The sequence below is a fragment of the Mycobacterium sp. UM_Kg1 genome, assembly GCF_000972925.1.
Classification (GTDB): Bacteria; Actinomycetota; Actinomycetes; order Mycobacteriales; family Mycobacteriaceae; genus Mycobacterium; species Mycobacterium hiberniae.
The window spans coordinates 1-5129 of the sequence record NZ_JRMK01000203.1 but is presented as its reverse complement, the minus strand read 5'-3'; the positions used below and the strand labels follow the sequence as shown (position 1 = coordinate 5129).

Here is a 5129-nt window from a genome sequence, read left to right as displayed (position 1 = left end):
CCGGCTCCGCCCGGACGTTCACCGGCGCCGTCGGGATGCGTCCGGGCGCGCCACAAGCATTCGGGTCGAACTCGTCCGGCACATCCGGCTCGCACCGTGCTGCCTGCGCCGTTGCGGTCGGCGGCGATGTTCGCCGACGCCGCCCTGCGCCGCGTCCTGGAAGTACTGGACGGGCGCCGGCCCGCGGCACACCTGTTCGGGCTGCTCGCCGCGGGACTGGCCGAAACCGTGCTGGCGGTGCGCACGGCCGCCCCGGCCGGCCGGGCCGAACCGGCCACCCTGGTGCGGGTGCGAGTGCAGCCGGCGGGTTCGGGTGAGGTGGCTCGCGCCGTGGAGGTTTTCGGCACCTACCGGCGCGGACGGCGCACGCATGCGCTGGCCTGCCGCGTGGAGTCGGTACCCGAAACCCGCAACGGCACCGCGTGGCAGGTCGTCGCCCTGCACATCGGGTGAGGCCGAGTCGGGTGTCTCAGCCCTTGCGCGGCACCTTCGGCAACCGCGACCCCCGGCCCTCCCGGCGGGCCGCCTCCCGGCGCTCCCGGCGCGACTGGGGAGCGTTGGCTCCCGCGGGCTGCAGGTCACCGCTGCGCCGCACCTGCGCGGAACCGTCCTCGGCCGGCCCCGAATAGGTCAGCCCCGCAGCGCCGTCGGCACCATTGGCTCCGTCGGCGCCGTCGGCACCGTCGATGCCCTTGGCGCGCAGTCCGAACTCCGCCAGGCCTTCGGGGGCGTCCACCGGTGCCACCGGCTGCTTCGGCACCGCCTCGACGGCGACGTTGAACAAGAAGCCGACCGACTCCTCCTTGAGCCCGTCGAGCATGCCGCGGAACATGTCGAAGCCCTCCCGCTGGTATTCCACCAACGGATCGCGCTGCGCCATCGCCCGCAGACCGATGCCCTCCTTGAGGTAGTCCATCTCGTAGAGGTGCTCGCGCCACTTGCGGTCCAGAACACTGAGCAGCACCCCGCGTTCCAGCTGCCGCATGGCTCCGGGGCCGGCGGCCTCGTCGACCTGGGCCTCCCGTGCGGCGTAGGCGTTCTCGGCGTCGGCCAGCAGCGCCTCGAGCAGCTCTTCACGCGTCAGGTCGTCGGCTTCGCCGATGTCGTCGGCGTGCAGCAGCTCGTGATAGTCGATGCCCACCGGGTAGAGGGTCTTGAGCGCCGTCCACAACTGCTCAAGGTCCCAGTCCTCCGCGTAGCCCTCGCCGGTGGCACCGTCGACGTAGGCGGTGATCACGTCGACGAGCATGTCGTGGGCCTGTTCGGCCAGGTTCTCCCCGTCGAGGATGCGGCGGCGCTCGGTGTAGATGACCTTGCGCTGCTGGTTCATCACCTCGTCGTACTTGAGCACGTTCTTGCGGATCTCGAAGTTCTGCTGCTCGACCTGGGTCTGGGCGCTCTTGATCGCCCGGGTGACCATCTTGGCCTCGATCGGCACATCGTCGGGCAGGTTCAGCCGGGTCAGCAGTGATTCGAGGGCCGCTCCGTTGAACCGTCTCATCAACTCGTCACCGAGCGACAGGTAAAACCGCGATTCGCCCGGGTCGCCCTGCCGGCCGGACCGGCCGCGCAGCTGGTTGTCGATACGCCGCGACTCGTGCCGCTCGGTACCCAGCACGTACAGGCCGCCCGCCTCGATCACCTCTTTGGCCTCGGCGGCGGCCTCGTCCCTGATCTCACGCAGCGCCGCATCCCAGGCGGCCTCGTACTCGTCGGGTGTCTCCACCGGGTCCAGTCCCTGACTGCGCAGCCGCTGGTCGGCCAGGAAGTCGACGTTGCCGCCGAGCACGATGTCGGTGCCGCGGCCGGCCATGTTGGTGGCGACCGTGATCGCGCCGCGCCGGCCGGCCTCGGCGATGATGTGCGCCTCGCGCTCATGCTGCTTGGCGTTGAGCACGTTGTGCGGGATCCGACGCTTGGTCAGCTGCTTGGACAGGTACTCCGAGCGCTCGACGCTGGTGGTGCCGATCAGCACCGGCTGGCCCTTCTCGTAGCGTTCGGCGACATCGTCGACGACCGCGAGGAACTTGGCCTCCTCGGTCTTGTAGATGAGGTCGATCTGGTCGATGCGTGCCATCGGCTTGTTGGTCGGGATGGGCACCACCCCGAGCTTGTAGATCTCGTGCAGCTCGGCGGCCTCGGTCTCGGCGGTGCCGGTCATGCCGGCGAGCTTGTCGTAGAGCCGGAAGTAGTTCTGCAGGGTGATCGTGGCCAGCGTCTGGTTCTCGGCCTTGATCTGCACCCGCTCCTTGGCCTCGATGGCCTGGTGCATGCCCTCGTTGTAGCGCCGACCCACCAGCACGCGGCCGGTGAACTCGTCGACGATGAAGACCTCACCGTTGCGGACGATGTAGTCCTTGTCGCGGTTGAACAGCTCCTTGGCCTTCAGGGCGTTGTTGAGGTAGCTGACCAGCGGGGAGTTGGCGGCCTCGTAGAGGTTCTCGATGCCGAGCTGGTCCTCGACGAATTCGACGCCGGCCTCGTGCACACCGATGGTGCGCTTGCGCAGGTCCACTTCGTAGTGGACGTCCTTCTCCATCAACGGAACGATCCGGGCGAACTCGGTGTACCAGTGGGAGCTGCCGTCGGCCGGCCCGGAGATGATCAGCGGGGTCCGGGCCTCGTCGATCAGGATGGAGTCGACCTCGTCGACGATCGCGAAGTTGTGCGAACGCTGCACCAGCTGGTCGAGCGAGTGCGCCATGTTGTCGCGCAGGTAGTCGAAGCCGAACTCGTTGTTGGTGCCGTAGGTGACGTCCGCGTTGTAGGCGATGCGCCGCTCGTCGGGGGTCATCTGCGACAAGATCACCCCGACCTCCAGGCCGAGGAAGCGGTGCACGCGGCCCATCCACTCGCTGTCGCGCTTGGCCAGGTAGTCGTTGACGGTGACGACGTGCACGCCCTTGCCGGCGATCGCGTTGAGGTACGCCGGAAGCACACAGGTCAGGGTCTTGCCCTCACCGGTCTTCATCTCGGCGACGTTGCCGTAGTGCAGCGCTGCGCCGCCCATCAGCTGGACGTGGAAGGGCCGCTGGCTCAGCACCCGCCAGGCCGCCTCCCGGGCCACCGCGAAGGCCTCCGGCAGCAGGTCGTCGAGGGACTCGCCGCCTTCGTGGCGCGCGCGGAACTCGTCGGTCTTGGCCCGCAGCTCCGCGTCGGTCAATGCCTCGACGTCGCCGGAGAGGGTGTCGATGTAATCCGCGACCTTTCTGAGCCGTTTGACCATGCGGCCTTCACCAAAACGCAGCAACTTGGACAGCACGGCTATGTCCCCTACTCAGTCTTCGGCATTTACGAGCGTCACCCATGGTAGGTGACACCGTCACCGAGGGCGGTAATGCGCCGCCAACGCAGCGTGCGAGGGCCTGCCCTCAGACCAGGCGGATCAGGCCGTAGTCGTAGGCATGCCGCCGGTAGACGACCGAGGGCTGGTCGGTCTCCTTGTCGTGGAACAGGAAGAAATCGTGCCCGACGAGCTCCATCTCGTAGAGCGCATCGTCGACAGACATCGGCGTGGCGGTGTGTTCCTTGGTGCGCACGATCCGGCCGGGCTCGTGGCCGTAGCCCTCGCTGTCGTCCCGGCGATCGGGTTCGGCGGTGCCGCCCCGGTCGAAGGCACCCGCCAAGAAAGCCGGGTCCAGATTGCCGACCCCGGTGGCCTCGGCCACCGAAACCGGTGTCTTGTCTCCGTAGGAGACGTTGCGCCGCCCCTTGTCGCGACGCAGCCGGCTCTCCAGCCGGTCGATGGCGGCCTCGAAGGCGGCATAGAAGCTGTCGGCCCTGGCCTCACCGCGAACCACCGGCCCACGGCCGTGCGCGGTGATGTCGATCCGCTGGCAGGACTTTCGCTGGCGCCGGTTGTTGGCGTGTTTGAGCTCGACGTCAAACAGGCGGATGGAGCGGTCCAACCGCTCCAGGCGGGCCAGCTTCTGGGACACGTAAACCCGGAAATGGTCGGGAATCTCGACGTTGCGGCCCTTGACCACGATCTCCGCGCCCGACTGCTCGGGCCGCTCATCGGCGTCGACGGCCGCCGGCCGGGTTTCCACAAACTGATTTGCCATGCTCGACACTCTCCTGTCGTCTCGACCACGAACTGATGCCGCCCTACGGTCCCGGGGACCTCATGATGACGACCGTAGCCATGCCGCCCGATACGTGCCACTGATTTGGCGCACCCATTTGGAACCCATCTCATACCGACGCGATCACAAGTGCGGCCGCGACCGGCAGACGGGCTTGACACAGCACCCGAACCGACTCGGCCAGCGTGGCACCCGTGGTGACGACATCGTCGACCAGAACGACATCGCCGGCGCCGCAGATGCCCGCCAGCCGCCGCCGGCGCAGCACCACGCGGCCGGCGACGTTGCGCTGCCGGGCGCCGGCCCCCAGCCCGACCGAGTCGCGAGTCAGCGCCCGCATTCGCAGTACGGGCGCCACCCTGACGCCGCACTCGCGGTCCGCCACCGCCGCGGCGATCCGCGTCACCGGATCGCCTCCCCGCCGCCGGGCGGCGCCGGCGCGGGTGGGTGCGGGAACGAGCGTCACCGGCAGCTCCAGCAGCTGCCAGCTCAGCAGCCGCTGCAGTGCCGCACCCAGGGCGCATGCCAGCGGCGCGACGAGGTCGCTACGCCCCCGTTCCTTGACCCCGACGATGGCCTGCCGGCGGGGCCCGGCGTAGCGGCCGAGAGCGAACACCGGCACCTGCGGGTCCAGCCTTGGCCCGACCACCCGGGGGTGGTCGGGCCCGACGGTCAGCTGGGCGGCGCAGGCGGCACACCAGCGGGCGCCGGGCGCACCGCAGCCCCCGCACTGCAGGGGAAGCACCGCGTCAAGCACACGCCTATCCTGCGCCGCGATACCGACAACCCGCCATCACTGTCCGGCCAGGTCAGCGGAGAGGTCCGCGACGTGCATGCCCTCGGGCACCTGGACCTCCTCGATCAGCTCGGGCCGGTCGTCGAACTCCAGGCGCAACGCGCGACAGATGGTGGAGTGCATGTCATACATGCAGGTGATGTAGGTCAACTCCATGATTTCGGGGTCGGAGAGGTTTGCCTTGAGGACCGCGAAGATGTCGTCGGAAACCCGTCCGCCGTCATAGACAAGGGCATCGGTGTAGGCCC

5 protein-coding genes are annotated in these 5129 nt (G+C 68.7%); 1 reads left to right on the top strand and 4 read right to left on the bottom strand.

The annotated features are described in order from the left end of the window. Nucleotides 1–453 (top strand): Rv3235 family protein (locus tag LI92_RS23935; RefSeq protein WP_046321910.1); only part of this gene is annotated, 453 nt, incomplete at its 5' end. A 16-nt stretch (nucleotides 454–469) separates the two neighbouring features. Here the strand turns inward: LI92_RS23935 and secA are convergent. The 4 genes from secA to LI92_RS19595 all read right to left on the bottom strand — a co-directional run. Beyond that, nucleotides 470–3262, bottom strand: a complete 2793-nt coding sequence (secA, locus tag LI92_RS19610; RefSeq protein WP_046321909.1) for a preprotein translocase subunit SecA — start codon at nucleotides 3260–3262, stop codon at nucleotides 470–472. Nucleotides 3263–3371: 109 nt separating this feature from the next. Beyond that, nucleotides 3372–4064 carry a ribosome hibernation-promoting factor, HPF/YfiA family gene (gene hpf, locus LI92_RS19605; RefSeq protein ID WP_046321907.1) on the bottom strand — a complete coding sequence of 231 codons (693 nt, stop codon included), beginning with the start codon at nucleotides 4062–4064 and terminating at the stop codon, nucleotides 3372–3374. A 130-nt stretch (nucleotides 4065–4194) separates the two neighbouring features. Then, nucleotides 4195–4842 (bottom strand): ComF family protein, encoded by a 648-nt coding sequence (locus tag LI92_RS19600; RefSeq protein ID WP_046321906.1) that lies wholly within the window; start codon nucleotides 4840–4842, stop codon nucleotides 4195–4197. Nucleotides 4843–4878: 36 nt separating this feature from the next. Then, a partial coding sequence (locus LI92_RS19595) for a hypothetical protein (RefSeq protein WP_046321905.1) occupies nucleotides 4879–5129 on the bottom strand: 251 nt, incomplete at its 5' end.